Origin of the sequence: Brevibacterium mcbrellneri ATCC 49030, from assembly GCF_000178455.1 — a bacterium.
Taxonomy (GTDB): domain Bacteria; phylum Actinomycetota; class Actinomycetes; order Actinomycetales; family Brevibacteriaceae; genus Brevibacterium; species Brevibacterium mcbrellneri.
Genome location: NZ_ADNU01000004.1, coordinates 1 through 26,240, shown reverse-complemented (window position 1 = coordinate 26,240; position 26,240 = coordinate 1). Strand labels below are relative to the sequence as shown.

Annotated in this window: 22 protein-coding genes and 2 pseudogenes; 19 read left to right on the top strand and 5 right to left on the bottom strand. The window is 57.7% G+C overall.

The window, feature by feature from the left end; all coding sequences use genetic code 11:
* The first annotated feature begins 52 nt into the window (after positions 1 to 52).
* The 6 genes and pseudogenes from HMPREF0183_RS00245 (at position 53) to HMPREF0183_RS00220 (ending at position 6,206) form a co-directional block, all read left to right on the top strand.
* Positions 53 to 1,288: pseudogene (locus HMPREF0183_RS00245) on the top strand (IS3 family transposase).
* 152 nt (positions 1,289 to 1,440) lie between these two features.
* The gene (locus HMPREF0183_RS00240; RefSeq protein ID WP_005881489.1) at positions 1,441 to 1,674 is read left to right on the top strand and encodes a helix-turn-helix domain-containing protein; all 234 of its coding nucleotides are present in this window, start codon (positions 1,441 to 1,443) and stop codon (positions 1,672 to 1,674) included.
* On the top strand, positions 1,667 to 3,163 hold the full coding sequence (locus HMPREF0183_RS13550; RefSeq protein ID WP_005881483.1) for a hypothetical protein: 1,497 nt from the start codon (positions 1,667 to 1,669) through the stop codon (positions 3,161 to 3,163). The genes HMPREF0183_RS00240 and HMPREF0183_RS13550 overlap by 8 nt, the downstream gene beginning before the upstream one ends.
* Entirely contained in the window at positions 3,160 to 4,107 is a 948-nt protein-coding gene (locus HMPREF0183_RS00230) for a DNA adenine methylase (protein WP_005881481.1), read from the top strand. Before HMPREF0183_RS13550 ends, HMPREF0183_RS00230 begins: the two co-directional genes overlap by 4 nt.
* Positions 4,091 to 5,158 carry a ParB N-terminal domain-containing protein gene (locus HMPREF0183_RS00225; RefSeq protein ID WP_005881479.1) on the top strand — a complete coding sequence of 356 codons (1,068 nt, stop codon included), beginning with the start codon at positions 4,091 to 4,093 and terminating at the stop codon, positions 5,156 to 5,158. The genes HMPREF0183_RS00230 and HMPREF0183_RS00225 overlap by 17 nt, the downstream gene beginning before the upstream one ends.
* A gap of 76 nt (positions 5,159 to 5,234) precedes the next feature.
* Positions 5,235 to 6,206 (top strand): hypothetical protein, encoded by a 972-nt coding sequence (locus HMPREF0183_RS00220; RefSeq protein WP_245527071.1) that lies wholly within the window; start codon positions 5,235 to 5,237, stop codon positions 6,204 to 6,206.
* A gap of 901 nt (positions 6,207 to 7,107) precedes the next feature.
* Here the strand turns inward: HMPREF0183_RS00220 and HMPREF0183_RS00215 are convergent.
* A pseudogene (locus HMPREF0183_RS00215) lies at positions 7,108 to 7,485 on the bottom strand (transposase); the annotation flags it as partial.
* 117 nt (positions 7,486 to 7,602) lie between these two features.
* On the opposite strand from HMPREF0183_RS00215, the gene HMPREF0183_RS11910 reads away from it, so the two are divergent.
* A complete protein-coding gene (locus HMPREF0183_RS11910; RefSeq protein ID WP_005881470.1) occupies positions 7,603 to 8,133 on the top strand; it encodes a GNAT family N-acetyltransferase in 531 nt (176 codons plus the stop codon).
* A gap of 177 nt (positions 8,134 to 8,310) precedes the next feature.
* Here the strand turns inward: HMPREF0183_RS11910 and HMPREF0183_RS00205 are convergent, their stop codons facing one another.
* Positions 8,311 to 9,390: a GNAT family N-acetyltransferase gene (locus tag HMPREF0183_RS00205; protein ID WP_005881468.1), complete on the bottom strand. Its 1,080-nt coding sequence runs from the start codon at positions 9,388 to 9,390 to the stop codon at positions 8,311 to 8,313.
* Between the two features lie 59 nt (positions 9,391 to 9,449).
* On the opposite strand from HMPREF0183_RS00205, the gene HMPREF0183_RS00200 reads away from it, so the two are divergent.
* The 6 genes from HMPREF0183_RS00200 (at position 9,450) to HMPREF0183_RS00175 (ending at position 14,422) form a co-directional block, all read left to right on the top strand.
* Positions 9,450 to 10,046, top strand: coding sequence for a TetR/AcrR family transcriptional regulator (locus tag HMPREF0183_RS00200; protein ID WP_245527070.1), 597 nt, complete (start codon positions 9,450 to 9,452; stop codon positions 10,044 to 10,046).
* A gap of 191 nt (positions 10,047 to 10,237) precedes the next feature.
* Complete coding sequence (locus tag HMPREF0183_RS00195; protein ID WP_005881465.1) at positions 10,238 to 11,023, top strand: thioredoxin domain-containing protein; 786 nt, start codon at positions 10,238 to 10,240, stop codon at positions 11,021 to 11,023.
* A complete protein-coding gene (locus tag HMPREF0183_RS00190) occupies positions 11,020 to 11,832 on the top strand; it encodes a cytochrome c biogenesis CcdA family protein (protein WP_005881463.1) in 813 nt (270 codons plus the stop codon). Before HMPREF0183_RS00195 ends, HMPREF0183_RS00190 begins: the two co-directional genes overlap by 4 nt.
* 87 nt (positions 11,833 to 11,919) lie before the next feature.
* Positions 11,920 to 12,300: a VOC family protein gene (locus HMPREF0183_RS00185; protein ID WP_005881461.1), complete on the top strand. Its 381-nt coding sequence runs from the start codon at positions 11,920 to 11,922 to the stop codon at positions 12,298 to 12,300.
* Positions 12,301 to 12,647: 347 nt separating this feature from the next.
* Positions 12,648 to 13,211, top strand: a complete 564-nt coding sequence (locus tag HMPREF0183_RS00180; protein WP_005881459.1) for a TetR/AcrR family transcriptional regulator — start codon at positions 12,648 to 12,650, stop codon at positions 13,209 to 13,211.
* Between the two features lie 17 nt (positions 13,212 to 13,228).
* Positions 13,229 to 14,422 (top strand): MFS transporter, encoded by a 1,194-nt coding sequence (locus HMPREF0183_RS00175; RefSeq protein WP_005881458.1) that lies wholly within the window; start codon positions 13,229 to 13,231, stop codon positions 14,420 to 14,422.
* Between the two features lie 87 nt (positions 14,423 to 14,509).
* On the opposite strand, the gene HMPREF0183_RS00170 is transcribed toward HMPREF0183_RS00175, so the two are convergent.
* Positions 14,510 to 15,028 carry a hypothetical protein gene (locus tag HMPREF0183_RS00170; RefSeq protein ID WP_005881456.1) on the bottom strand — a complete coding sequence of 173 codons (519 nt, stop codon included), beginning with the start codon at positions 15,026 to 15,028 and terminating at the stop codon, positions 14,510 to 14,512.
* Positions 15,029 to 15,169: 141 nt separating this feature from the next.
* On the opposite strand from HMPREF0183_RS00170, the gene HMPREF0183_RS00165 reads away from it, so the two are divergent.
* From HMPREF0183_RS00165 to HMPREF0183_RS00150, 4 genes are all read left to right on the top strand, one after another.
* Positions 15,170 to 15,808, top strand: a complete 639-nt coding sequence (locus tag HMPREF0183_RS00165) for a LysE family translocator (RefSeq protein WP_005881451.1) — start codon at positions 15,170 to 15,172, stop codon at positions 15,806 to 15,808.
* 233 nt (positions 15,809 to 16,041) lie between these two features.
* A complete protein-coding gene (locus tag HMPREF0183_RS00160) occupies positions 16,042 to 19,758 on the top strand; it encodes a phosphodiester glycosidase family protein (protein ID WP_005881449.1) in 3,717 nt (1,238 codons plus the stop codon).
* A gap of 113 nt (positions 19,759 to 19,871) precedes the next feature.
* On the top strand, positions 19,872 to 20,273 hold the full coding sequence (locus HMPREF0183_RS00155; RefSeq protein WP_005881447.1) for a hypothetical protein: 402 nt from the start codon (positions 19,872 to 19,874) through the stop codon (positions 20,271 to 20,273).
* 98 nt (positions 20,274 to 20,371) lie between these two features.
* Positions 20,372 to 21,268: a 3-hydroxyacyl-CoA dehydrogenase gene (locus HMPREF0183_RS00150; RefSeq protein WP_005881445.1), complete on the top strand. Its 897-nt coding sequence runs from the start codon at positions 20,372 to 20,374 to the stop codon at positions 21,266 to 21,268.
* 11 nt (positions 21,269 to 21,279) lie between these two features.
* Here HMPREF0183_RS00150 and HMPREF0183_RS00145 read toward each other — a convergent pair whose 3' ends face one another.
* Together HMPREF0183_RS00145 and malQ are read right to left on the bottom strand one after the other, a co-directional pair.
* Positions 21,280 to 22,008, bottom strand: coding sequence for a class I SAM-dependent methyltransferase (locus tag HMPREF0183_RS00145; protein ID WP_211205304.1), 729 nt, complete (start codon positions 22,006 to 22,008; stop codon positions 21,280 to 21,282).
* A gap of 19 nt (positions 22,009 to 22,027) precedes the next feature.
* Complete coding sequence (gene malQ / locus HMPREF0183_RS00140; protein ID WP_005881442.1) at positions 22,028 to 24,088, bottom strand: 4-alpha-glucanotransferase; 2,061 nt, start codon at positions 24,086 to 24,088, stop codon at positions 22,028 to 22,030.
* A gap of 32 nt (positions 24,089 to 24,120) precedes the next feature.
* On the opposite strand from malQ, the gene HMPREF0183_RS00135 reads away from it, so the two are divergent.
* On the top strand, positions 24,121 to 25,173 hold the full coding sequence (locus HMPREF0183_RS00135) for a FecCD family ABC transporter permease (RefSeq protein ID WP_245527069.1): 1,053 nt from the start codon (positions 24,121 to 24,123) through the stop codon (positions 25,171 to 25,173).
* Positions 25,170 to 25,979, top strand: coding sequence for an ABC transporter ATP-binding protein (locus HMPREF0183_RS00130; RefSeq protein ID WP_005881438.1), 810 nt, complete (start codon positions 25,170 to 25,172; stop codon positions 25,977 to 25,979). Before HMPREF0183_RS00135 ends, HMPREF0183_RS00130 begins: the two co-directional genes overlap by 4 nt.
* Positions 25,980 to 26,240: the final 261 nt, after the last annotated feature.

Genomic DNA, 26,240 nt, shown 5'->3' with positions numbered 1-26,240 from the left:
TGTGAAGTGTCCCGGGTTTTGTTCCGTTTGAGTAGATGGGAAAATTTGGAGCATGCCAAGGAAATTTGTCCAGGATGCTAAGGACCGTGTGGTCCGTCTTGTAGAGGACCGTATCTTGGCGGAGAACATGTCGATGCAGGCCGCGTGTCAGGCAGTGGCCCCTAAATTGGGGGTTTCATGGCACACGGCTCGTCAGTGGACTCAGCAGGCCCGCCGCGCAGGAAAGATCTCAGAGCCAATGCCTGAAGATTTGGTCGCGGAAAACGCGAGGCTACGCCGTGAAAATCAGGAGCTGCGCGACACGAATGAGCTGCTGAAAGCTGCCTCAGCTTTTTTCGCGTCGGAACTCGACCCCCAACGTCGGAAATGATCCGGTTCATCGATGAGTATCGGAATCGTTTCTCTGTCGAGTTCATCTGCAAGACGTTGAAGAATAGCCGGGCTGGTGGGTTCATCACCTCGCGTGGTTATCGCCAGTCCAAAGCCCGTGGACTCAGTGCTCGTCGTCTTCGTGACGCTGTGCTGGTTGAACGCATTAGTACAGTGCATAAAGATAATTACGGCGTTTACGGTGTGCGGAAGATGTGGCATGCTCTTCGTCGCGACGGAATCGATATCGGTCGTGAACAAACCGCTCGGCTGATGCGCCTGGCCGGTGTCTCTGGCAAAGGTAAAGAACGTGTGCCTAGAACCACTCGCAAGCCTAACGTGCCGGATTTGCGCCCGGATTTAGTGGGGCGTGAGTTCAAAGCCCAAGGCCCGAACACACTGTGGGTGGCAGATATTACCTATGTGCGTACCAAGACAGGCTTTGTGTATGCCGCGTTTGTCACCGACGTTTACTCCCGACGGATCGTTGGGTGGGCGTTATCAGATTCCATGCGTACCGAAGTGTTACCACTGCAAGCCCTCAACCAGGCGATCGTGTGTGCTGAAGAAACAACAGGTTTGGTGCACCATTCTGACCACGGCTGGCAGTACGTCAGCGTTGTCTACAACGAGCGGCTTTCCCAACACGGGATTGCCGCTTCCACCGGAACCGTTGGCGATTCCTATGACAATGCTCTAGCTGAAAACGTTAACGGCTCCTACAAGAACGAGCTCATCCATACTCGCAGGTGGAACGATGTCGTCGATGTAGAAATAGCGACCTTTGAGTGGGTGTCGTGGTGGAACGAAGCACGACACCCGCCAAAGTGTGGGATACCGAACCCCGTCCGAGGTTGAAACCGAATTTTGGAAACAGAACCCGCCACAGGAAATAATAGAAATCAAGGCAAACGCCTAGGAACAAACCCCGCGACACTTCAGGCGCCAGACTAATGAGATGCCGTTTGGTTCATCGGTGATCGAAGTCGCCCGCAACTGCGCGCTTGTTGGGTCGGCGATGCCGCAACTGGTAGCGTGACGTTGGAGCTAGTAAGAGGAGAGTGCAGGAAGATGGCAGAAGAACACGAAGTTCTGATTACTGACGAGGCAGCCGCCTTTCTGCGCGTCAGTACTAAGACTGTCTTCGCGCTCGCCTGCGAAGGGCCCCTGCCGGGAGCGAAAGTTGAACGTGTCTTGCGCTTCTTCCAGAGCGATATCTTGGCCCTAGCCAGGGGTGACTCCGCGACCAAACTGACCCCTGAGTTCGGCGGCATCGTGGCCGCCGGAGGATGCCGCGATGATTGACATGTCCGCCTGGGAGGAGATGGTCGTTGACGTGGTCAACGACCTGCATCTGGACCCCCGTAACGTTCGGCTCGACATTCCCGATGGCGTACCGGAATCCGACATCGTCCAGGATCTCTTCACAAACGAGAAGGCGTTGAAACTGGTAGAAGGCATAGCTAAGGTCGGATTGCTGACTCACGAAATCCCGATCGTGGTGGAGCGCGATGGTCAATTGATCGTGGTCGAAGGGAATCGGCGCGTTGCTGCGCTCAAGGCCATCCAGAACCCCTATCTGGCTCCCGAACACCAGGCGCGCATCAGCAAGTTTGCGCAGCTCGTTCCTAGTCGGGATGCAGTGCGGCGAATAACCGTCAAGAAGGCACCGTCCCAAGACGACGCGGATCAGTTGATTGCTGCTCTTCACACCGGTAACCAACGTGTCGCATGGACTCCGGCCCGTCAGGCGGCTTTCTTCCAGGCGCAACTCGACGCGGGCAAGTCCCCAGACCACCTGATCGCTCAGTATCCGACGGTCGACGTGCGAAAGTTCATCACCAGAAGTCGGATTCTCGAACTGTTCCGCAACGTTTCTTACGATGACCCTACACTCGGGGACTACGCGCGCAAGCGGCGATTCCCCGTGTCAACGCTGGCCCGGCTATACGCAAACGATATGTTCCTCGATCTGGTAGGGATTCAGGTCAAGAACGGGACCGGCGAAGTATCTCTGCTGTCCAGCGCAGCATCCTTCAAACGAGTCGCTACAAAGATCGTCAGTGATATCCGGGACCGCAAGATCAACACTCGATCGCTGAATATGACCTCTAGTGATCGCTATGTCGAGTACATGGACGAGCTCCGCGATCTTCTCAACGAGAAGCATCTCGAGTGCGATACTTACACAGATGGGCAACCCAGGGATGTCTCTACGTCGCAACCTAACTCCCGTCAAGGAACAGGAGGGGACAGGCCTGGCGAAGGAGCTGGTTCCGCGGTCAGTGGAGAAGACCAGTCGAATGAACCATCTGACACTGGCAGAGTCAAGGCCAAGCCGTTCCCGAAGAAACGGAACTATCTGAACACTGACAATCTCACTGTTCCACCGGCATTTCCGGCTTCGATCCACGAGATCGTCAAAGAACTCTCAGCAATTAACATCCAGAGATTCCCCAATGCGACACTTGACCTCCTCAGAACATTTCTGGAGAAGACGATCAAGGCTTACGCTGAGGCGTTGGGCGAGGACATTCGAAAGGGCTCGAACGAAAAGGGTTTCGTCTTTCTGTCGAACTGCCTCGTATGGCTCGAGGATCACTTCCGGACAACAGGCATGACAGCGTTGATCCAGCCTGTTCAGAAAGTTCGTGGCGGACGCTATGGATTTGTCGGCTCCAAGGAACACCTCGACTCTACGAATCACAACCATCACATCTTTGCAACCCCCGATGATGTCCGGGAGAGCTGGGCAACGATCGAAGGAATCATGAAGGCGGTACTGAAACCATGAGCCCTACTCAGACTTTGCCCCGCGCTCCGAAGCGCGTCACCGTCTCACCACTCCGCTACCCGGGCGGCAAGGGTCTCCTGTACTCACGGCTTCGCCAGATCATTCGCGACAACAACCTCACTTCTAGCACCTATGTGGAGCCATATGCGGGTGGCGCTGGTGCCGCTCTTGGCCTCTTGGTATCGGGTCAGGTCGCGAACATTGCGATCAATGATCTTGATCCTGCTGTGTACGCCTTCTGGCGCTCCGTTGTGGACGACCCTGATGAGTTCAGTCGGCGCGTTCGCGCCGTTGACCTCACGGTTAAGGAGTGGGAAAAACAGCGAGAGATCTACGATACTGCCTCGCGTGACGACCTTCTACGACTCGGCTTCGCCACGTTCTACCTGAACCGCACGAACCGCTCCGGTGTGCTGAACGGGGGCCCGATAGGCGGTAAGAGCCAAACCGGAAACTACAAGATAGACGCGAGATTCAATCGTGACACACTGCTGGAGCGCATTCGCCTCATCGGTCTGCATGCCAGTCGCATTACCGTGACAAACCAAGACGGTCGCGAAATCATCAAGCAGCATGCTGACAACCCCAATGCGTTCATCTACGCCGACCCGCCCTACTTCGAGAAGGCAGGCTCACTGTACATGAATGCCTTCGATGCAAATGACCACGAAGACTTGGCTACGTGCCTTAACGGGGTCACGGTAGCCCGTTGGATTCTCACCTACGACAATGTGCCGCAGGTCGGGCAGCTGTACAGTGAGCGCCGTAGTCGCCTGTTCTCGCTGAACTATTCAGCACACCGGGTAACTATAGCGCAGGAAGTCATGGTGTTCTCTGATTCGCTAACGATTCCGGCTGATATCGAATCCGAGCACCAGGAACTCGTCAGCACGGGCGTGCTCGATTCGGCCGACAAGGAGGGTGACGATGCCACGGCTAGCTAGCGTTGCGCCGGGTCAGCTTAAGCTCGATCTGGTAAACCCCAGAATCCCAGATGTCACCTTCCGTACTGAAGATGAGGCGTTGCGCTACCTATACGCCCAGGCGGATCTTGGTGAGTTGATCCAGTCTATTGGCAACTCGGGTTGGCTTGATTTTGAACCTCTCATCGTAGAGGAAGTAACCAATACGGTGATCGAGGGGAACCGCCGCCTGGCGGCGCTCCGAATACTCGCCAACCCTGAACTTCAGCAACAGCTCAAGGTTTCGCTACCGGACCCACTTCACGCGAGGGCAATACCGGACAAAGTACAGGTGAACTTCGTTGAGTCGCGTAAGAAGGCGCGTGACTTCATCGGGTTCAAGCACGTCAACGGTGCCTTCAAGTGGGATTCGTATGCTAAAGCAAGGTTCGCGTACGCTTGGCTCAAAGATGGCGACAATATCGATGAAGTGAGCCGCCGTCTCGGTGACGGGCACAACACCATCAGTCGATTGGTCAATGGAGTTGTGGTGCTCGAACAAGCAGAAAAAGCAAAGCTCTTCAATAAGGAAGACCGCACAAAGAAGTCCTTCTACTTCTCTCACTTGTATACAGCGCTGTCGACCTCGAATGTTCGGAGTTTTCTCGGACTTCCCGAGAACGACAACACTGTTCTCCCGACAGGTCCGGTCCCTCAGGAGAGCCGGGCGAACCTTCGCGATCTGCTTTCATGGCTCTACGGGCAGGGTGATGATCCTTCCATCATCCGTAGCCAGAACCCCGACCTCAGGCGTCTCGTTAACGTGCTCGGCAACCAGCGGGCAACAAGCGTGCTGTCGACAACCCGTGACCTCAACAAAGCCTTCGACCTTGTGGAAGACCGCGCCCGAGCGTTCGAGAAGTCCTTCTACAGACTCCTCTCCGCTTCCGAAGAGGTCTCGGGTATGATCGGACGCTACGATCCGACATCAGATTTGCTCGACGATGCGCAGACAATCCGTCGCGCGATGGACTCGATCGTCCAGGCCATGAAAAAGGCGCATGCAAGAGATTCGGACGGCGATGAGAGCTAGTGCACCGTTAGACAGCTCGACACGTGCTGTCCTTGCGGACTGGGTAGAACTCCAAGTGCTGCTTTCGGAAGGTCCCGTGGCAGAGCAACAACTCATCAGAAGCCAAGCAGCTCAGTCCGAGCCCGATCACGGTGATGTACTGACGGAAATCGATCTTGAACCTGCCGACGAGGAGATCCTGGAAACCAGCGCCGACGAGCTGTCGCAGCGTGTACATGAAGAGCTCGCGTACCGCGAGAGTGTCCTTGGCCCTCTCTACCCGTTCGAGCTGACTGTCGAGTACGGCAAGTGGGCACTGAGACGCCGTGAGACTTCGGATTCGTCCGAGCAAGCAGCTCACCGGGCTTACGTATGTTGCCTGCTCATTTCCGCAATGCACTCGGAGCTGCTACCGATAGCGAGCAAGCACACACTCTTCACTCGTAGCGCCAAGATCATGCAGATCGAGTCGTATCTGACGGCCGCCGAAATTCTCGGGGGAAGCGCCTACTGGTTTGGTTACCCACGACCAGACCATTCGAACATGCTTACCGCAGTACAGAAGCTCGTGGAAGCAATGGGGCTTGGGGTCGCGCCAAACGAGCGTCCTCCAGGGCTCTCTCCCAATGCGAACGACGGGACGGTGGATATCGTGGCCTGGCGCCCTTTTCGGGATGGCCAGCCGGCAGCGGTTGTCGCATACGGTCAGGTCGCCTCTGGCCGGAATTGGAACACGAAGCCGATTGGTGCCTACGTTAAGGGGCACTTCCTATCCTGGTTCACAGAGCCACCGTCGGATAAGCATATCGAGTTGTTGTTTATCCCTGTTCTGCAACACCACAAGCTCCGCGAGTCGTCATCGGAGGGCTATCGAGAAGTCGCGCGCGCACAAGCACGACTTCGGGAGATGGACTTCGGGGTCGTCATCGACCGACTCCGACTGACAGAACTGATGGCTGTGTCCAAGGTGGGTGGTCGCTACGACGAGGCTGAGTACATGAGTCACGAAGCTGAAGCGGAGGCCTGGGTGTCCGAGGCGCTCGCCTACGCGTCTGAGTCCTGCTCGTGACCCTATGCAGCCCGAGATGAAGACGTTGAAGGGGGACCACAAGGGGACCAGAATCATTCAAAACGCTGTGCTCTGCATTATCGGACGCCCGGAATCACGCGGAATCTGGCCTCGTCTGCGTCGTTTGGACGTCTGGGGTCAAGAGGTTTTGGGGTCAAATCCCGCCAGCCCGACCACGAGGTAGCCGCGGGCCGTGTCGAGCCACTCGAAGTCCCATTATGAGCGAACCATCCGTAGGGGTGTGCTTTCTATCTGGCGACGAGGTTCACCAGATGACAACCAGGCGCTCGCTTGGGCCGTGAGTTTGAAACTGGCAAGGCGTCACGTGTCTCGGGATTGGCGATGTTTCTGCTGCGCCTTCTGGACTGTTTCACGGCCGTGCGTGTCGCGAATCACGACGCCGGCGATGAGTATGTGTTTGCGGACTGTCCCGGACGTGTATCCGAACCTACCGCCCACACACTCCAAGGAAGCCCCTTGGTCATACGTGGCACGCATCAGCCGAATCTCGCTGCTGGACGGGGAGTGGTTCCGGAGGACGACACCGCGTTCCCGAAGGAGACGAGAGAGTCGCTCATGTCCAAGACCAACTTGCCGGGCCATGGCTTTCAGAGACCCGCCCGCTGTGGATGGCGCCTCCGACTGTGCGTCCTGCGCCGTTCAGCGCGGATCGACTACTGTGCTCGCACCATCTGAGTCACCGGCGGGGCAAGTATCGACAAGCCTCCCGCTAGGTCCACAGTGTGAAGTCTCGGGACATCGTTCACTCGATGTCCCGAGATATTCTGTGTTTTGGGGAGTTGATGTGTCGGGTCATCGTTCCCTTTCTGGTCCGCAACCCAGTTACCCACCACACGTCACCAGTTTGGACTTGACCCTGAAAGTTGGACTGGTTTTTGTTTTAGGCGGTTAGGGTTTGAAGGGTTTGGTTTCGGTATTGCATGGGTGTTTGGCCTTTGAGTCTTTCTTGTAGTCGTTTGTTGTTGTACCAGTTGATGTACTCGTTGATTGCGTTGGTGAACTCGTTGATGTTGTTGAAGGTTTCGCCGTGGTACATCTCTGTTTTCAGGTGGCTAAAGAAGTTTTCTATTACGGCGTTGTCGTGGCAGTTGCCTTTGCGTGACATCGACATTTTGCCCTCGTGTTTTTCGATCAGGGCGCGCCAGGATGCGTGTTGGAACTGGAATCCTTGATCGGTATGTATGATCCATCCAGGTTCCGGGGCCTGGGCCGTGATCGATTTTTTCAGTGATGCCAAGGCAAATGTTGGCGGGGTAGTTTTGTTTCTGTGGTGACGTGGGCAGGCGCATCGATACTGGTGTGGGTTATAGTCCGGATGGTTTGAGTGCTACTGGGCTCCGATAGGAGTCTTTTGATTTGGCTTTAGGATGGTCTGATGATTGACGAGTTCGACATTAAGATCAGGCCGCTCGAGGTGTCTGATGCTCAGTTGATGTTTGAAAAGCTCCAAGACATGCGCATCTATACCTTTATTGATGAGCGCCCGCCTGAGAGCATCGAACAGTTGCAGGAGCGTTATAGGGTCCTCTGTGAGGGAGCGCCGCAGGGTCTTGGCGTGAGGTGGCTCAACTGGATCATCTTGAACGACAGAGACGATGAACCACTGGGCACACTTCAAGCAACGGTCGACGAGGAGGCTCATCGTGCTTCCATCGCCTACGTGTTGTTGCCAAATATGTGGGGCAAAGGAATCGCTTCGAGGTCGACGGAGTGGCTTTTAGGGTGTTTGCATGATGATTACGGGGTCACTGAGGCTCAAGTCGAGATTCACGAACAGAACGTGAAATCGCTCAACCTTGCCCGTCGTTTGGGTTTCGTTGATGCAGAGGTGCGTCGAGAAGGCGATCACAATGAGGTTGTCCTGCGCCGTGGTCTTGCTGCTGACCGCAAATCGTCTAGGGCGTGACGCATGTGAATTTCGCATAGACTTTTCCGTGTAACCCACGCCTCGCCTACTTCTCGAGGCAAATCAGTCTGCGCCTGTGTCGTCGGAAGGGACTAGTCCAGTACTCTCTTCGTTCCTTCAGAAAGCTCCGAAGGTCCATCCACTCGGAGGTTGATTGCTCAGCGGGACAGGGCTTGATCACTGGCACATTTTTTCGGAGGCAAGTCGCGCGTAAACGAGGGTGTCTGTCCACTCGCCTTTGCTGAACCAGTCCTGGACGTGGTGTGCTTCGAGTCGGAGCCCGACCCGGCGAGCAAGAGCTGCGGAGGCACTGTTGCGGGCATCCATCTGCGCGGTGATGCGGTGGAGTTTGAAGTGGTCGAACCCGAAGTCGAGTACTGCTCGGACGGCTTCGCTGGCAAAACCTTGCCCACCGTGTGCCGGGTCAAGGACCCACCCGATCTCGCCCTGGCGGTGTTCGTGATCTGTGAGCCACAGCGCGACGTCTCCGATCGGGACGCCGTCATGCTCGATGACCAGCGCAAGCGCGCCAGTCTCGCCATCGAGACCGTTCTTCTCTAGTCGCTCGGCGAGTTTTTCGCGGGTGACTTCCTTGGTCCATGGCTCGTCCAGTAGGTAGCGGGCAACGCTGGGTTGTGAGTACAACTCGTGAAGCCAATCGGCATCGCTGGCATTATGCAAACGGAGCCGGAGCCGCTCCGTCGCCAAAGGCCACTGGGCGCTGGGCATGAGATCGCGTCGGTAGTGGATCAACTCCTCGTGCTGGCCGGCGGGCGTGGTCCCTGCTGATCGCTCGACTTCACGGAACCCTGCCTTGATCAAGCATCGCTGAGAGGCTTTGTTCGCTGGGAGCGTGCGTGCCGTCAGAGCTCGAAGTCCGCTGCTCCGTGCGAAACGCGACGCCAGATCCAACCCTCGACGAGCGTGCCCTTCTCCGCGAGCATTGGAATGAATCCAGAACCCGACCTCGGCAGTCTCGGAACTGACGTCGAAGAGCACCAAGGAGCCCGCAAACCGGTTTGTCTCGGTATCCGCAAGCGCGAGGACTGCCAACGTGCCGGACGATAGGCCTGCGGCGACCTCTTCGCGGATCATCCGCCGCACGGAGTCGGGGGTGTAGCTCGGTTCGGGAAGGTGGCCGAAGCGCCGAACAGTTACATGTCTGGTGCCTGTCGCAAATGCTTCTGCGTCCAGATCGGACAAGGTGCGTAAACGAGTGTTCCCCAAGACCATCGGAAGGGCGGTGGCATCAAGCATGCACTAAACCTAACATAGTGCGGATAGCTAACTGAAGCGTGTTTGGTTAGGCTAGTCGGGTGAGTTACTGGGAACATCGCAAACCTGTGCAACGCCTCCGTGCTGTGGATATCGTCGAGGTTGCGAGGGTGGCGGTGAGACTGCTGGACAGCGGTGGGTTGAAGGCCCTCACTTTGAGAGCTGTGGCGGAGCAGGTGGGCGTCGCACCAACTAGCCTGTACTCCCGCGTGGAATCAGTTGACGATCTATTCGATCTTGCCCTCGACACGGCGCTAGCAGATGATCCCTTAATGTCAGAAGCGATCTGCAGCGCTGACCTGCTAGCCCTGATGCACACCTTCTTCACACACCTCACGACTCACCGGTGGGCCGGTCAGGTCATCGGCATGCGAGCCCCCAGGGGCCCGGCATACCTGGCCCTTTCCGAGCGGATGTGCGTCTTGCTAGAACAAGCGGGTGCCTCAGATCCGCTGGGAACTGCTTACCGGTTGTCTAACTTGGTGATCGGAGCATCCCTCACTGCACCCATGGCATCTGACGAGAAGCGCGAAGCCATCGACCCTAAGCAAGCGCCCACCTACGCACGCCTCCACGCGACCCACCACATCAGTCCGCAAGAGATCCTCTCCGAAGGCATCACGGCACTCCTGTCTTGAGTAGACATTTTCGGTTTGGGTCTACTCAAGACAGCTGTGACACTGGCTGTCGGGCTAGTGCGACAAGGTCTTGGCACCACCTATCCCGTTCAGATACGTCCGATTAAGCCCTGGTGATATGAACTGACCTCGGGACATCGAGTGATCGATGTCCCGGGACTTTTTATGTGTGGGCCGTTAGGGTGAGATATATGGCCGATCACTCATCTCCAAGACAGGGGCGTAGTCGAAGAGCGTACGCGATCATCGCGATTGTCGCGGCTCTAGCGTTTATCGCGGTTGTGGGAATTGCCCAGCTCACATCGGGAAATAACAACGCTTCCGGTGAAGATCCAGCACAAAGTGGTGCAACGTCCGGTGCGTCGTCTGAAGACCATGCAAACAACGGTGCGCAGGCATCTGGCAACGAAGGCGAATGGGTTCGCCGAGATACAGAAGACTCCGCGGCCATTGGTGACGTAAACGCTTCCGTTGTCATCACCGAGTGGACTGATCCTCGCTGCCCGTTCTGTGCTCACTTCCATAACGACATCCTTCCGGAGTTGAAGAAGAAGTATGTTGACACCGGAAAGGTGCGTTTCGAATTCATCACTGTTGCGTTCTTTGGCGAACAGTCCGCTGTCGCCGGTGCTGCTATGGAAGCTGCCGGTAAACAGGGCAAGTACCGCGAATTCTCCGATGCTCTCTATGCAGCTGCACCTGAAAAGGGCCACCCTGATCTTCCCGAAGAAACTCTTGTGAAGTTCGCCAAAACCGCCGGTGTTGAAGATATTGAGCAGTTCCGTAAAGACATGAACGATTCTGAACTCATCGATGCCGTTGGTGAAGCTACCGTGACAGCGCAACAATACTACGGAATTCAGGCCGTTCCGTTCTTCGCAGCGTCTGATGGCGAAAGCGCGTTGCGGGGTGCTCAGCCGGTTGAAAACTTTTCTGAGTTCATAGACGAGCAGCTGTCAAAGGCCGGAGCTCAATGAGTTTAGGGCTTCTCGGAGCTTTTGCAGGGGGAGTGCTCACGCTTTTAAGTCCCTGTTCTGCCATGCTTCTGCCTGCTTTCTTTTCTTACGCTTTTACCTCTCCAAAAGAGCTGTTGGGCCGTACGTTTATCTTTTATTTGGGACTGGTTACAACACTCGTTCCGCTGGGCATTTTGGCGGGTTCGGTGGGCGCTTTCGTCACTGTGCACCGGGATGCTGTTGTGGCTGTCGCTGCAGTGATTATCAGTGTGATGGGTGTTATGACCGCGCTCAATATCAACCTTCCGTTCATGCCTTCTGGTGTGCAGAGCGTGGGTCGCTCAACCGCATCGGTGTACCTGCTTGGCGCGGTCTATGGGTTGGCTGGGGTGTGTGCCGGTCCAATTCTGGGAGCCGTTCTGACTGTCTCGGCAGCAAGCGCGTCTGCCTTGTGGGGTGGTTTGATCCTGGTGTTTTTTGCAGCGGGCATGGCGCTTCCGCTTGTGATTCTCTCAGCGCTGTGGACACGTCTACCCGTTGTTCAGAAGCTTGTTCGTCCACGCCCAGTCTCTTTTGGTCCGGTGACAACCACCCGGAAGAATCTTGTGGGGGGCCTGCTCATGATCGGGCTGGCGGCGCTTCTGTTCTTCACAAGCGGCACAGCTGAACTATCTGGGTTCCTTGGGGCAAGCACGCAGGCGCGAATTGAGGGGTGGGTGCTTCAAAAGTCTTCAGCTGGTGTTGAGCTGGTGATTCTGGGTGTTATTGCAGCTCTTGCGGCCGTCATTGCCGTGGTCGTTATGAAGCGACGTGGCTCACGCAATAAGTGACTTCGGTTGAGTGTTGCCAGCTGACGGTGTTTTTAGTATCAACTCGACAGCCAGCACGTGATTCTTTGCAAAACTTGCGTTGCTAGTATGTGCAACATGATTAAGCGGATAGCGTCGGCCGTGGTGTACGTTAGCGACCAAGACGAGGCACTGAAGTTTTATCGTGACGTACTTGATTTCGAAGTCATCTTGGATGCTCCAATGGGGGAATCGTCGCGATGGCTCGAAATCAAGCCACGGGGTGGAGAGACATCCATCGTTCTTGCCCAAGCGTCAGCGTTCGGTAGACGACCTGGAGAAGGCGCATTTCTCACCTTCGCTTGCGATGACGTAGCTGAGACCGTAAAGCAACTACGGGCTCGTGGCGCCACTACGTCAGAGGTGAATCACGAGCCTTGGGGAATCTATGCGACTGTCGATGCCCCTGATGGTCATAAATTGCAGTTCAACTCGCGACCACAAAATTGATCGAGGTCTACTGAGGTACTTCGCGGGGGGATGTCGCCGGATAACAAATTCTGCACTATTGAACTGTCTCTGAATTGCTCCCGGTCAAGCGGCTACTGACCTGCTTGAGACTGCTGAGCAAGCCGCTAAATACTGAGTGGCGCAGAGAGCCCTCGTTAAACTGTGGTGATTCAGATGCCAGATCCAGCCGCAGGGCCAGGCGGCCACCTATACCGGTCAAGGGTTTTCGTCGTCTCCAGCTGTACTGACCCGAGGGGTTAATTGAGTCGGTTGCGAAGGGGATTCCGTGTACGACAGAAGCCGCGCCTCACGGCCGGGTGTTGTGCTATACATGTTAACCTGTATGTATGAGACGAACTGCTGAGGACGCGGAACGCACTCGTCTGGCGCTTCTAGAGGCGGCGCTGATGGCCTTCGAAGAGAAGGGGTGGAGGGGGGCGACGTTCGAGTATGTCGCTGAACGCGCTGGTGTCACCCGTGGAGCGCTGCACCATCACTTTCGTTCCAAGGACGCTCTGCTGGAAGATGCGCTCTCATGGGGTTGGGCTGAGTACGGCAACCGTCTCTTCGAGAACGAAAGCACTGAACCTGCGGCTCTGCTGACCGAGTTCCTGAGGCTTCTGTGCGGAGACGAACGGTTCCGCGCGCTCGCTGCTTGCACAGTGCTTGTTGCTCCGCAGGCGCTTGGCGACACGACCGAGAAGAACGCCACACTCGACACCTGGCGCGACCACATTGCAGCCAGCATCCACAACACCGACGAAGCCGCACCCCAGACGGTTGCGAACCTCGCGCTGGTGTTTCTGCAAGGCCTCACCGTGACTGCGGTGACCCGACCACACGATCTTCCGCGACCCGACGAGTTGAGCGCCAGCCTCATGGCGCTGGCGAAAGGGGTGGCGAACCTCTAGAAAGGAGTCGTCTCATCATGGCGACACACAATCACAATCCCGCATCCAGGAGCGGACAAACGACCCCCAACCGCGCTCTCATCGTTGGCGCTGCCGCTTTGTTCACCGACATGCTCGTTCACGGACTGGCCGTACCGGTACTCCCTTTGCTCCCCGCCGTGGTTGAGCAAGGCCCAGCAGCAACTGGCTTCCTGTTCGCGTCGTACGCGATAGCAATGATCACCGCGACGTTCTTTGCCGGTCGCATGGTTGACCGATATGGCCCGAAGGCCCCGCTCCTAGTTGGTCTGGTTGGCCTGGCTGCGGCAACGCTCCTGTTCGCGACGGGCGGGCCGTACTGGCTACTCCTCGTCGCCCGCTTCGCTCAAGGAATCGCGGGCGGCACGTCCTGGGTTGCCGCGCTGTCTCTGATCGCCGCGACAACCCCCTTCGAGAAGCGAGGACAGGCGATGGGAATCGCTATGTCCACCATCACGCTCGGCGTGCTAATCGGCCCGCCTCTGGCAGGGTACATGGTCGAGCATCTCGGCACCGCCTCACCTTTCGTCCTCGCCGCTGGCGTCGCCCTTGCCGACGGAGTGCTGCGCATCGTGCTCGTCAAGGACTCACCGCGAGTTAGCGACGACACCGCTGGTCCTATCGCGGTGCTTCGAGTGCCCGGTTCCCTGTCGATCGTGCTTGCTATCGTCGTCGGGGCCGGAGTGCTCTCAGGTGTGGAGCCGGTCCTTCCAGTTCATCTCGGCGCCGGGGTACTCACTATCGGCCTCTTGTTCGGGCTGGCGTCGCTTGCTGCGATCATTGCGAATCCACTTGTAGGCCGCTACGTCTCCACTGCTTTACCGCAGCTGCTGATCGGATCCGGTGTGCTTGCCGCCGCGGCATCCTTGCTCGTGCTCGGCTGGGCAGGGGAGCTGTGGCTGACCTGCATCGGAATGAGCCTGCTTGGGATCTCATCCGCCCTGCTGCTCGCCCCAGCGACTACGCTCATAGGAGAGCAGGGCTTTCGGTCGAACCCGCCCACCCTCGGCGGCTCATTCGCCCTGTACAACCTTGCGTATGCGGCCGGCCTTGCCGCCGGACCGCTCCTCACTGGATTCAGCGTGCAGCAGGCCGGGTTCACCACCGCGATGATTGTCACCGCTATCGTCCTTGCAGTCGTCGGTGGGGTTGGGCTGATCCGACTACCTGTTCAACGCCAGGACTCAGCGTGAGCGACTGACTGCTGAAGGACTTCGTCGTCCGCGACGGCTCGGCGTGCTTCTTTAGTGAGGATTTTCCCGGCTGAAAAGGTAATCCGGCTACTCTTGGTCCTTCACTTCATCGCACGCACGCCGAATCAACAAACTAAGTCGCTCAGAATTTGAACGCAATCTCTCGATGGCCGTCTCCAACGGATCACAGACCTCGGTCTCGATAGTCTTAACAAACGTCAATCCAAAACTTGCGTCTGGATTTCGCCCCAAATCTCGATTGGACAGTATTTCGGCCCTAATGGCTACAACTGCATCCGCGCCATTGTCCAATGTGCGCAAAAGTATGAGGTCTTCAGCGTGCGGTATATCCACCAGGTCCAATAGGTATAGATGAGACACCTCAATGGAGGCGGCTAGCTTCTGCAGAGGCTCGAGGCGCTCAAGCCATTGCTCAATGAAACGGTGGCAGAGTGCGGAGTCGTTTGGTGCGATTTCCTCCTCCAGAACTTCTCTAACGAGAGAAATTGACATGTGGTCCGCAACCTTGAGCGCATCAGATAAATTGTCATGTGGCGATGCCTTGATCTCCTGAACCAGTCGTGTCTTGCTATTTAACTCACCCATGACTGTTCCTCTTTCCCTCGTTGGCTTAAACGGCGACAACGGTATACGTCTTCTCTTCATATTTATACGTGTAGACGGCCTCATGTGCTGCTAAGTCTGCGTTCCTGGAGGCTTCTTTACGAGCGATGGCATACTGATTGAATGCTTTCAAATGCTGCGCTCATTGGCTTCTGCATCGCAGTTACTCCGCTTGTCGTCACTCCCGGTGCCAGTTTCACTTTGGTGAGTTCACGTGGCCTGGTTGGTGATAGGCGTGGTGCTTGGGCCGTCATCGTGGGGACTGCCGTAGGAATCATTACTCACGGGCTTCTTGCGGGCCTCGGGCTTGCGGCGGTTGTGATGCGCTCAGCGGAGGTGTACCAGGTTCTGAGGTTCGCTGGCGCGATCTATTTGGTGGGTCTCGGTGTGTTTCTTATATGGCGTGGGCGTCGGAGGGGCGTTGCGACAACGTCACTTGAGCGCGCACACAGTTCCTCGAAGCCAGTCGTTCACGAGGTAGGGCAGGCATATCTGGCGAACGTGCTCAATGTGAAAGCCGCCACCGTGTATCTAACGCTGGCACCGCAATTTGTTCCGGCGCAGCTCATGGGAGTGTCGTCAATGTTGCTTCTCGCTGCTGTACACGTCTGTGTGATGGCTGTCTGGCTCGGGCTTTGGTCTACAGGCCTCAGCAAGATTTCCGAGAAGTTCAACCTGGCTGACTGGAAACGCAGGATTGACACTGCGGGCGGAGCAGTTCTTGTTTTCTTTGGCATCCGCACCGCATTGCCAGGGAAGTGACACCGATATTTGCAGGGGACTCATACCCGACCTGTGGCGCCCGATACGCGACAACATCCCATGTGCGATGACGGCTAACCGCCAATTTATCGGCTCTGTACCAGGCAACATATCGGTCAGGTAGCAGGCAACTTATCGCGGTACACCTGAGATTCACCTCACAGATATCTGCGCGTAGTGTCCCGCTGTTAGCGTTCTGGCGTTCGCAAAAAACGTAAACCCGATAGGACAGCATGCAACCCGCACCTACCGAGTACCCCGCAACCGTTCACAAGAATCCCCGACAACGCGCCTCATTCCGCACGCGCCTGTTTGCGTTACTCGCAGTTTTTGCGCTTCTCACCCCAGGGCTGACAGCCCTCGACGTATGGCAGGCCACCTCAGCTGCCGCCCAGATCACCGACGAGCAGCTGTCCAAAGGAGGTGTGCTACGCACCTCGGAAACCAAGCCGGTCGCACCCGGACTGGACCTCACAACCTTTTCCCGCCTCGAACAGCCAGGGTGGAACGAAGGCAGCGTTCTCACCGCCGACCTCGGCGAATCAACCCTTTCCACCGACCTGCGGGACACGGGCACTGTCACGGGACGCGCCCCACTGGATGATGTCATGCACCAAGGCCCACGCGGCAAAGAAGCCGTCGCAGCGGTTAACGGCACGTTTTTTGACATCAATCACTCGGACGCGCCGATCTACACCTCGGTCAGCAGCGATGGCCTGCGCGCCGGAAACTCGAAACCCCAACCATCACTGACCATCGCGCAAGGACGCGCCGCAGTCCAGGAACTCGCAGCCACCGGAACAGCCACACTGCCCGGGAACAAGAAGCACGACCTCGCCGGAATGAACACCCCGAGGTTGGAAGCAGATGGCATTGGTGTGTACACCTCGGCCTGGGGAGACTACACGCTGGACCGCCCGGTGGGCGCGCCAGACGAGAAGGCGGCACAGATCGCCGCCGCTGTCATCAAAGACGGGACTGTCACGGAAACCACCGGCGTTGTCGACAGCCTCGGCGAACGCCGGGTGGCCGACGGGACGCAGGTGCTCATCGGGCGTGAAGCCGGGGCAGAAACAATCGCCCAGCTGGCCAAAGGCGACAATGTTGAGATCGAAGTGGGGCCGTCTAAGGACGTGGACCTCGGTATTGCCGGGTCACACCAGATCCTCACTAACGGCGAAGTTCCGAACATGGAAGATGACCTCGCAACGAGCACGCACCCGCGCACAGCCGTAGGTATCGGCAAAGACGGCACTCGACTGTTCGTCATGGTGATCGATGGGCGGTCGAATGAATCCCGCGGAATGACGCTGCCCGAAGCAGGAGAACTGCTGCGCAACATGGGCGCGCACAACGCGCTCAACCTTGACGGTGGCGGGTCGTCTGCCATGTCCGCCCGCGTTGCCGGCGATGACGGGCAGAAGATCTGGAACACCCCTTCCGATGGAAAAGTGCGGGAAGTCCCCAACGCGCTCGTCTTCTACTCCTCCGCAAAGTCGGATGACACCTCGGGCGTTCAGCTGAACCTGGGACTCGACGGGGAGGACGCAGTGTTCCCCGGACTGACCCGCACCGTGAAAGGCGCCGGACTGTCCTCCAACCTCGCCCCGGCCGAGGTCGATGGGACTTTCAGTGCAGACGCGCCTTTGAAGGTCGTATCGACGAAGAAGAATGTGGCTCGGATTTCTGGTGAAGAACGCGGAGCCGGGAAAGTCACCTACAGTGCGGGCAACATGAGTGACGAAACTCAACTGCGCGTGCTGGGCAAAGCGATTGCACTGCGCGCTTCTGAAAAGTCACTCAGCCTGCCTAACGCCGATACGCGAGCGAAACTGACCCTCAGCGGACTCGACGGTGACGGCCAGCAGGCTCGCATCGAGACCGCCGACGTCAAAGTCACTACCACCGGCGGAGTCGAAGTCGACGACGACGGCCTGGGTACGTGGACCGTGCGCGCCACCGGAAAAACCACCACAGGAAAAGTCACCTTTACCGTGGGAGACCTCACCACCTCGGTGCCGGTGACCTTCGGCACAAAAGACACAGCCCTGTGGGACTTCTCCAACCCGGAGGACTTTGAAACCGACAGTGCCCGCGCCTCCGGTGAGATCGCAAAGGCTGAAGGCCAAGATGGTAAGCCAGCGATTGGCATGAAGTACGACTTCAGTACCTCGAGCGCCACTCGCGGCTTCTACCTGGGGGCCAAGAAAACCGAGCCCGTGGAGGGCACTGCAATCGGATTCAGCCTGGATGTTAAGAGCGACGGAAACGGCACCTGGCCACGCTTGCAGGTGACCGACGCGAACGGGACCGTCACCAACATTGACGGCGACCACCTCGAGAAAGAAGGGTGGCAAATAGTCAAGTTCGCTGTTCCCGAAGGGCTTGCACAACCGCTGACGGTCGATCGTATCCGCATGATGGAAACCCGCCCGGATGCCCAGTACACAGGCGACATCGCAGTATCCAACCTGCAGGTCACCACTGTGCCCACGGCGGAGGGTGAGAAGGAGCCCGCAATCCACGACCCGGCGTTGCTCACACACGGTGATGTGGGAGACCGCCCGCAGAAGATCGCGGTGATGAGTGACGCTCAGTTCATTGCCGCTCAACCCGATTCCGAGGCGGTGGCAGGTGCTCGTCGCACCCTGCGTGAGATCCGTGAGGCAAAGCCCGATCTGCTGATCATCGATGGTGACTTCGTGGACGAAGGATCCAAAGAAGACTTCGCTCTTGCGAAGAAGATCATCGACGAGGAGTGGGACACAAGCATTCCGCACATTTACGTGCCCGGTAACCACGAAATCATGGGTAGCGATATTGGTGTGTTCGAACAAGAGGTCGGAGCTGCGACCTCCTCGCAGGACGTTGACGGTACTCGAGTGATTACCCTTAACACGGCGGGTGGTTCGCTACGTAGCGGTGGGATCGACCAGATCGCGAAGCTGGAGAAGCAACTGGACGAGGTTGCTGGTAATGAAGATCTGACAGGTGTGACGGTGTTCTTCCACCACCCGCCCAACGATCCGTTGCCAACGAAGAACAGCCAGCTGGCAGATGAACGCGAGGCGCGTGCTTTTGAGAAGCTCATGGCTGATTTCAAACGCACATCAGGCAAGTCGGCTGCAGTGATCAACGCACACGTGGGTGTGTTCCACGGCTCTGCAGTAGAGGGAGTGACCTATCTGGTGAACGGTAATTCCGGTAAGAGCCCGGCAGGAACCCCGGAGACAGGAGGCTTCACCGGTTGGACGATGCTGGGTATCGACCCGGCAAATGGCAAGGTTGGAAAGAACCCGTCTCCGCAAGACCGAGTGGACTGGTTGGCCGCAGAAACCCGACCGTGGGTCGACGAGATCTCGCTCGAAACCTCGCGCGCTGTTCCGCAGGGCGAAAGCAGCGAGGTCACTGCTTCGTTCGTGCAGGACGGAAGGACGGTTCCAGTCGCGTGGCCGGTCACGGCGCAGTGGGGTGGCGAAGGTGTCCATGTCGTTGACGGCAGTGAGCAGTCCGAAGAAACCACTGATGAAAACGCTGTGATCCGGTACAACCCCGTGAGTGGGGAGATCACGGCGCTACGTCCGGGCACGGCAAAACTGAGCGTGACGGTCAACGGCCGCACCGCAACTCAAGAAGTGACAGTGCCGACTGCTGACAAGGAACAGCCAAACGAGCCTGAAAAACCAGGGGATGAAGATCGCGAGGAACCGGAGAAGCCGGGAGACAGTGAGCAACCGGAGGAACCCGGGGACCAACCGGGTGACCACGAGGAATCCACTTCTGACTCCGAAGGCTCGGAATCACAGACAGAGGCTACGGAGGCGAACGACGAAGGAAGCACGCTTCCACGCACGGGCACCGAAGTGTCAGCGGTGTTGCTGTTTGCGCTGGCAGGAATTGGTGTAGGTAGCATAGCGCTGGCTGGCACACGGCGCCGTGGACGGCACTAACTCGACTGTGCGCTAACAGGCGCTAGCAAGGGCGCGCATGACACAGGGCAGCCACCTCTTCAGGCGACTGCCCTGCGACGTAAGCGCGCAAGCACATTTGAGATAATTGAGCCATGAAGTTCTTGAAGGCGTTTGCCGTGTGGTTGGGCATTATTCCGCTGGCCATTCTCAACGGTGGCTTTCGCGAAAACGTGCTGGTTGACGCGATCGGAGATGGGGCACGCCCTGTCAGCGGGATCATCCTGTCGATTCTGATTTTAGGGATGGCCTTCATCTTTATTCCCAAGATTCGGGACTGCAAACCCGCGGACTACGTCATCATGGGAGTAGGCTGGTTCGTTCTCACAAACGTCTTCGACGCTGTGCCCATGTTCCTTGAAGGTGCAACAATCGGGCAGTTCCTCGCCACCTTCGATGTGCGCAATGGCGACTTCTGGATTCTGGTTGTCCTCACATCTCTCGTTGCCCCTATCCTCACAGGTCAACTACGTCGTAAAGACCGCTTGTCCAAGTAGAGTTCACAGACATTTTGCTTCGCGATGACCCCGCCCAGTCTCCTGACAGGAGTAGCATTCGAACCACAGGCATTCGACTCTTTAGGAGGGGGCATACAATGACAATCTTTAAGACCGTAACAATCTTGGGTGGTGGCGTTTTGGGATCCCAAATTGCTATGCAAGCGGCATACCACGGAAAAGACGTCACAATTTTTGATCCGTTCCAGGAATCACTCGACAAACTGCCGGCTCGCTGGGACTGGATGCGTCGCGGCTACTCGGAAGATCTCAGAGACTTCAGTGAACCTAAGTTCGATGAAGCGCTGTCGCGAATTTCAACCACCACTGAACTTGCAAAAGCCGTGAGTGACGTTGACATCATTATTGAAGCGGTACCTGAAAACTTGGACCTGAAACGCGAAACATGGGAAAAAGTAGGAAAACTGGCTGACGCACGCACAGTGCTTGCCACCAACACCTCATCGCTCCTGCCTTCGCTTTTCGCTGACTCAAGCGGAGCACCGGAACGATTTGTCGCAATCCACTACGCCAACCGTATCTGGTCCCAGAACCTCGCAGAAGTCATGGGTACGCCCAAAACGGACCCTTCGACCGTTGACAAAGCAGTTACATTTGCGGAAGAAACTGGCATGGTCCCTGCTCGAGTAGAAAAAGAAACGCCAGGGTACTTCCTAAACTCGTTGCTAATCCCATGGTTGCGTGCCGGATCAGCCCTCTACATCAATGGGGTTGGAGAACCTGAAGCAATCGACAACGCATGGAAGGCCGGAACCCATTTTGGACGCGGCCCGTTTGAGGTGTACGACGTAGTCGGCTTCAACGTTGCAGCAAACATTTCACGTAACTCTGAAGACGAAACCGAACAACGTTTTGCCGCAAAGCTACAAGAGGCGATCGACGCTGGCTTCAGCGGTATTGCTGACGGCAAAGGTTTCTACTTGTACGACAAGGACGGAAACATCACCGGTCCAAACGACTTCTTTACGAAGTAGTTGCTTTCCGTCTAGACAGGCTTTTCCAACGCAACAAACGTGGGAATCGCCTCGCCATGCACTTCCACGAGCCCGTGCCGGGACGCTTCGTCAACCACCTGGTCGTGACTGAGCACCCGCCACGGGTAGGTGGTTGTGCGAGCGTCAATTACGGCACGGTCCTGGTCCATGAGCGTCCACTCCATGGTCCACTCCACATGCGTGTCACTCAGCGGTTCCGCCTTGCCTCGCGTCTGCAATACATGATCACCAATCTGCACAGATCCAAAGTCGGCCCACGGAATCTCCGTGACCGTTTCAGGTGGTTGCAGTGAAAGAACAAATCTCCCGCCAGGTACCAGCCGCTTCGCAACAGTAGCCCACAACTCTTCCCGGTCAGTATCGTCCAGGTGACCAAGCGCATTCAACATCACGCCCGCCGACCACTCCGCCGGCAATAGCTCGCTGGCCTGCGGAAACGCATGCGGAACAACGGTGGTGACACTCATGAGCTTCGGATCGCGCGCCACCGTTGTCACCAGCCCAATCCGCATCGCTTCAGACGGTTCAACCGCGTACAGGCGCTCCGCACCCAGTTCATGCAACAGTGGCAAACCCGTGCCCACGCCACTTGCGATGTCGACAACAGCACCACCGTCGATCGGTCCTAAAAGCGTTCGGACCGCACTGTCCATCCCGTCTTGCCACGGCATAACCAGGGCCGCATACCATTCCGCGTTCACGCTATATGAGTCAGTCACGGGCTCATCGTATAAAAAATTATTCGGAAAGCGCATCCATAATGCGAGCAAGCAGAGGCTGCCCAGCTAGATCGTCGACCAACACCACACGACCTTTCGAATCAGCAAGCGGCAGTTTCCAGTTCGGGTACTCCGTGTTTGTCCCCGGCTGATTCTGCATGCGCCGTTCACCCACACAATCGGCAAGCCCCGCCGCAACCAGAACTGCTGGCGTCTGCGCGATATACCGGTGCAACCCCACAACCAAATCATCCGTGTCGCTCGAGCCCTCAGGGCCGAAGCATCCCGCCACATCCGCCGCCTCAACGACCGCATCAATCGCCCGCTTCTCGTCAGCAAACTCCTGGGTCACCGGCCGGGTGAGCAACCCCAACTGTTCACGCACCTTGACATGCGAACAGTCCACATACCCACGCACCGGCGCCAAATCGTGCGTGTTGACCGTTGCTAGGCACGCGCGTCGGTATCGTTGCGGGGCCCGAGGTGTCCCACCGTCCCGCTCGAACCACAGTACCGAGGTGCCCAGGATCCCACGCTCCTGCAAATAGTCCTGGATCCACGGTTCGAACGTTCCCAAGTCCTCACCCACCACAACGGTGCCGGACCTCTGCGCCTCCAACGCCAGAATCCCTACAAACGCCTCGTGGTCATACGTCACATATGCGCCGTTGAGCGCGGTGTTGCCACGTGGAATCCACCACAAACGGAACAGCCCCAGAATGTGGTCAACCCGTAAGCCCCCGGCATGACGCATGAGCGTACGCAGCATGTCACGCCACGGCCGGTAGCAGTGCTGGACCATGCGTTCGGGGTGCCACGGGGATTGCGACCAATCCTGACCATGCTCGTTGTACTGATCAGCCGGAGCACCAACCGACACGCCCTCAGCTAAAACGGTCCTGTGCATCCATGCATCGGCACCGTTCTCTTCGACTCCCACAGCCAGGTCATGCATGATGCCAATACGCATACCCGCAGCCGTCGCAGCAGACTGAGCATGCATAAGTTGCTCGTCGATGATCCACTGCACCCAAGCGTGAAACTCAGGATCAGCCATCACCGCGTCCCCAGGCCGGCATCGTCCCGCCTCATCCGCGCACCACTGAGCAAACTCGGACAGTCCGGAACCTTCCGCCCTGCGATACGCATCGAACAGCGCCTTCCGCGCCGGGGTGCGCGGAACCGCAAACAACAGCTCCAGCGCTTCGAGCTTCGCCGTCAACACCCGGTTCCTATCAAGCAACGTATTCAGCCGGTTAACCGACGCAAACTGCTGGTGCAATTCGCGCACACGTTGCCGAACAGACTCAGGCGCCTGCGCAAACTCCGGAATGTCCTCCACCCGCACATACAAGGCAGCGAAAAAACGCCGCGATGACGGCAAATACGGCGACGCTTCAACCGGGGGAGCGGGCGCAGTGGCGTGCAACGGGTTGATCTGCACAAAATCAGCGTTGAAGCGCGCCCCCAGGATCGCGCTCACATCACGAAGATCAGCGATATCGCCCATACCCCAGGACCGTTCCGACCGCACTGAGTACAGCTGCGCGTGAACGCCCACGGCACGTCGTCTACTCACCACGTCTGAGGTGGTCAACCGCGCCGGTGTCACCACCGCTTGCGCGTGTGCCTCGCCTTTTTCCGTGTGTGCCACCAGCGTGTGCCACCCCAACGGCAGCCCTGCCGGAAGTAAAAAGCGGGCCTGGCCAACGACCTCGGCGCCGGTATCAAAAGGCGGCGTATTGTCCTCAACCTGGGTGAGCGCCTGACCCCCGCCGTCTTCAAAAAGCATGTCCACGGTCACGGACGTCCCATGGGGGACATGAACCGGGATTGTGTCCTCCCGGTCGTCGCGTGTCACGGTGATGGGAGGCAAGGTCCGTTGCCAGTATGCGAGGGTGCGTTCTGTGCGGGCCGCGTCAACGTCCTGGTTCGACTCAACCGGATACCCAAACGACGCCACGACCGCTTGCAAGGTTTCGTGCGGCACGCTTTTGAAAGCACCGTCACTGCCGTAGTACTCAGTTCGTATTCCTAGTTCGGACGCAAATTCACGCAACACCGCTGGGTCTACCGCCATACATGTATCGTATCCGTATTCTTGTAGGAGACATGCCCAAACGTGAAGTTCCTCAGCGCACCCGCCCAGCCGTGATGCGCTCTACCACCTTGCCGACCCGGTTCGTGTGGCTCGGTGTGCTTGCTGTGGTGTTGCTTGTCGCCAGTTTTGTTGCTGTTGCGGTTGGCCCTGTGACGCTGACCCTTCCCGAGGTCGTTGGCGCTTTGGCACGGTTAATGCCGGGCGGTGTGGAGCCACAAGGCCCTGATCTGTTGGTGACCGAGGTGCGCCTGCCACGGGTTCTCACGGCGGCTTTGGTGGGTGGCTCACTCAGTATCGCGGGCGCGGCAATGCAGGCGGTGTTCCGCAATCCGTTAGCAGAACCTGGCATCACAGGAGTGTCCAGTGGCGCGGCTACCGTGGCGGTTTTGTGCATCGTGTGCGGTGTTGCGAACCCGTGGGTTTTGCCCGTGGGCGCTTTTGTGGGAGCGTTGGTTGCCACGTTTGTTGTCCAAGCGATTGGATTCCGCCGAGGTGGTTCCCCGGCAACCCTGTTGTTGGTGGGTATGTCGATGAACGCGTTTTTGGGTGCCGTAATTTCAGCGGTGATTGCGAATGCGACGAACGCTGAGGACGCGCGTTCTGCGTTGTTTTGGCTCAACGGTGATCTGACAGGCCGCACCATGAGCGATCTGGGTGTTGCGATCATTCCGCTGTTTGTTGGTGCGGCCGGTGTGCTGTTCTTTGCGCGTGAACTCAACATGTTCGCTCTGGGGGAGACCACCGCTCAGTCCTCTGGGGTTGAAGTGCGCCGGGTCTCGCAGCTGGTGTTGGCAGCCGCAGCTCTCACCACCGCCGCTGGTGTGGCGATCACGGGAATCATTGCGTTTGTTGGTTTGGTGGTTCCGCACTTGGTGCGTTTGATGTTCCGTTCCGACCACACGTTCTTGCTCCCAGCCTCGTTCTTTCTAGGAGGAACGTTCCTGGTTGTCGCCGACACGTGCGCGCGGATGATCTTTAACCCTGTTGTGCTCCAAACCGGAACCGTAACAGCACTGGTGGGCGCACCATTCTTGCTGTTCCTGGTGATGCGGAGGGCACGGTGACGACAAACGGGGAACAGGCGATGAGTACCGGCGTCACTCTGGAAAACGTGGCGGTTGCGTACGGCAAACGCACTGTACTGAGCGATGTGTCTGCGACGTTCGAACCAGGTCATGTTCACGGCATTATTGGACCCAACGGGGCGGGTAAATCAACGCTTCTGCACGCGATCCTTGGTGTTCGTGCCTACACGGGTTCTGTACGAGTGGACGGTCATGAAATAGCGCACATGAGCGCTCGGGAACGCGCCGAACACGTCGCGTTTGTCGCTCAAGACACGCCACCTCCGGACGACTTCACCGGCCGTGAGCTCGTTTCGATGGGCCGGTACGTGCGCCAAGATCGGTTCACTCTGAAATCTGCCCACGACGTCGAGGTGATTGACGCCGCGTTAGAGCAGGTGGGGGCCACGGACTGGGCTGACCGGCCCGTACGCCAAACCAGTGGAGGCGAGCGCCAACTCACTTCGCTGGCCCGCGCGATCGCGCAGGAAGCGCCCACTCTGGTCCTTGACGAACCCACCTCGGCCTTGGATCTCAACCACGAACAGCGGGTGCTGCAGTTGCTACGCCCGTGGGCCAGCGGACACCGCACCGTGATCGCGGTCCTCCACGACATCACTCAAGCCGCACGGTACTGCGACGAACTCGTGTTGCTGGCACCCACCTCGGCGGGTTCCCAGGTGGTGGCACAGGGCCCGCCCGAGGTCGTTCTCACCCCCGCTTTCTTAGAAAGCGCGTACGGGGTCAAGGTGGACGTGCGGCGCTCAGAGGTCACAGGGACGCTCACAGTCACACCTTTGGACTGACGCGCCTGTGAGATTACGCATATGCGCACATGCGAATAGGTGCATGCACGTGTGCGCCGACTATCCTTGAGCTGGCCTGTTGGGGGCCTAGAAGGAGAAAAAATGCTGAAGAAGGTTGTCCGATCCGCTGTCCGCACGTGTGCGGTGGGAATGATTGGCGTTCTGGCGTTGACGGGATGTTCGAACGGTCAGTCTGAAGACGCTGGGGGTGCTGGAAACTCTGAGGGCAACGGTGACACCGGTGCTAGTGAGTTCGTTGTT